Consider the following 2,821-nt stretch of genomic DNA (forward strand, 5'->3'; position numbering starts at 1 on the left):
ACGACGCCGTCGATCGATAGGTTGGGGTTGTAGGCGGCGCGGACCTTCTCGATCACCACATTCGCGGCGTCATCGACCGGTAACAACGTGGCTTCTGCGTCGCGTCGTGCCTGGTATTCGAGCTTGCCTTCCTTCAGCCCGCGATCACCGATCACCAGCCGATGCGGCACGCCGATCAGCTCCCAATCTGCGAACATCACACCCGGCCGCTCGCCGCGATCGTCCAGGATCACGTCGATACCCGCCGCCTGCAGCGTTGCATACAGCTTGTCGGCCTGCTCGCGCACGGCCTCGCTGCGGTCATAGCCCATGGGGCAGAGCACGACTTCGAACGGTGCGATCGATTCCGGCCAGATGATGCCCTTGGCATCGAAATTCTGTTCGATCGCCGCACCCAGAACCCGCGTGATGCCGATGCCGTAACAGCCCATCAGCATCTTGGCCGGCTTGCCGTTTTCGTCGAGGAACGTCGCGCCCATGGCGTCCGAATACTTCGTGCCGAGCTGGAACACGTGGCCCACTTCAATGCCGCGGCAGATTTCGAGCGCACCCTTGCCGTCCGGCGAAGGATCGCCCGCCAGCACGTTCCGGATGTCCGCCACGACCGGTTCCGGCAGATCGCGGCCCCAGTTCACGCCGGTGATGTGATAGTCCACCTCGTTCGCGCCGACCACGAAATCGCTCATGTTCGCGACCGTGCGGTCCGCGATCACGTTGACCGGCTTTTTCGTGTTGATCGGGCCGAGATAACCGGGCGGCGTGCCGAAGGTATCGATGATCTCCGCTTCCGTGGCGAACCGGTAACCCGACAAGCCCGGCAGCTTGCCCGTCTTGATGTCGTTGAGCGAATGGTCGCCGCGCAGCATCAGCAACCAGATGGTCGCTTCGCCGCCTTCGTTTTCGGTCGCGAGGATGATCGACTTGATGGTCCGTTGCAGCGGAATGTTCAGCAACTCGGCCACGGCCTCGCACTTCGCCTTGCCCGGTGTTGCAGTCTTCTTCATTTCCTCGGCCGGCGCCGCACGGGTGGCGTTCAGCGGCAACGCCTCTGCCGCTTCGATGTTCGCCGCGTAATCCGATGCCGGGTTATACGCAATCGCGTCTTCCCCGGTGTCGGCGATCACGTGGAACTCATGCGAACCGCTGCCGCCAATCGATCCGTTATCTGCCGCGACCGCACGGAATTCCAGGCCGATGCGCGAGAACACCCGCACGTAGGCATCGAACATTTTCTTGTACGACTCGGAGAGACCCGCCTGATCGCGATCGAACGAATACGCGTCCTTCATGATGAATTCGCGGCCACGCATCACGCCGAAACGCGGGCGGATTTCATCGCGGAACTTCGTCTGGATCTGATAGAAGTTGACCGGCAATTGCCTGTAGCTCTTGATCTCGCGGCGCGCAATGTCCGTCACCACTTCTTCGTGGGTCGGACCGACCACGAAATCGCGGTCATGACGATCCTTGATACGCAGCAATTCCGGCCCGTATTGCTCCCAACGACCCGACTCCTGCCAAAGTTCGGCGGGCTGCACCGCGGGCATCAGCAATTCGAGCGCGCCGGCGCGATCCATTTCTTCGCGCACGATGGCTTCCACCTTGCGAATGGAACGCAGACCGATAGGCAGATAGCTGTAAATGCCGCCGGCGACACGGCGGATCATGCCTGCGCGAACCATGAGCTGATGGCTGACGATTTCTGCGTCGGTGGGGGCTTCTTTCAGGGTGGCGATAAAGAAACGGGATGCTTTCATTCAAAAATCTTCCAAAGCGGAGCGCGTCGATTGAATGGGCGGTGAGCGCCCAATCGTGCTGAACGTGCGGAACGAGTGAACGACGGGACAGCGATGCGGGGCGAAGACCAAAGCGCGCCCGCCTCAACGCCCACACGCAACGAACGCCGGATTCGGGTTCGTGCCGGTGCGCCAGGCCCGTTATCTGTTTATAATCAAAGCAATTTTAAAGGATTCGAAGGTGGTTGTATGCTGGATCGTGAAGGCTTTCGCCCGAACGTCGGCATCATCCTCTTGAACGCGCACAACGAAGTGTTTTGGGGCAAGCGGCTGCGTGAACATTCCTGGCAGTTTCCGCAAGGGGGCATCAAGTACGGCGAGACCCCTGTGCAAGCGATGTATCGGGAGTTACACGAAGAAACCGGTTTGCTGCCGGAACACGTCAAGGTCGTGGGTCGAACCCGCGACTGGCTGCGTTATGAGGTGCCGGACAAGTTCATCAAGCGCGAAGTGCGCGGTCATTATCGCGGACAAAAGCAGATTTGGTTTTTGTTACGCATGGTAGGCCGCGACTGTGACATTTGTTTGCGTGCGACTGATCATCCGGAATTCGATGCCTGGCGGTGGAACGAATATTGGGTCCCGCTCGACGCGGTGATCGAGTTCAAGCGTGATGTTTATCAGCTTGCGCTCACAGAACTTTCTCGCTTCCTGAGGCGCGCCGCCGTGCGTGCCGAGCGCGCGGAACATTTGGCGCGTCACGCGAATCGGTATCCGCGCGTGATTGGGAGCATGACCATGGAGGACGCGACCGTTTCTGCCAACGGTCAGGTCATTCAGGCAGAATGTTCGGTGACCGAAGAGCTGCATATCTACGCACAACGTCCTTCGCGGGATTAGGACGTGTGTCATCCGAAGCGGCGGTGCGGCAACGCCCGCCGCTTTTTTTCGTGCAGCGTCGAAGGCTGGGCTTGCGTGTTTTGTCATGCCGGCGCGCTCCCTTAGCGGGATAATCGTCGCAATTTCACGCAGCACGATCGATTTGCAGTCGCTTCTGCATCAACCTCAGGAAATCAAGAATTGAA

2 protein-coding genes are annotated in these 2,821 nt (G+C 59.7%); one reads left to right on the forward strand and one right to left on the reverse strand.

Translation table 11 applies throughout. The annotated features are described in order from the left end of the window. Positions 1-1,757 (reverse strand): proline--tRNA ligase (locus ACFFAR_RS30110; RefSeq protein ID WP_375509105.1); only part of this gene is annotated, 1,757 nt, incomplete at its 3' end. A gap of 228 nt (positions 1,758-1,985) precedes the next feature. On the opposite strand from ACFFAR_RS30110, the gene ACFFAR_RS30115 reads away from it, so the two are divergent. Further along, positions 1,986-2,636: an RNA pyrophosphohydrolase gene (locus ACFFAR_RS30115; protein ID WP_062000294.1), complete on the forward strand. Its 651-nt coding sequence runs from the start codon at positions 1,986-1,988 to the stop codon at positions 2,634-2,636. Positions 2,637-2,821: the final 185 nt, after the last annotated feature.

This window comes from uncultured Caballeronia sp. (assembly GCF_964243625.1).
Taxonomy (GTDB): domain Bacteria; phylum Pseudomonadota; class Gammaproteobacteria; order Burkholderiales; family Burkholderiaceae; genus Caballeronia.

Coding starts and splice junctions, on each gene's coding strand:
- ACFFAR_RS30115 (WP_062000294.1), top strand. CDS start 1,986: ATGCTGGATCGTGAAGGCTTTCGCCCGAACGTCGGCATCATCCTCTTG.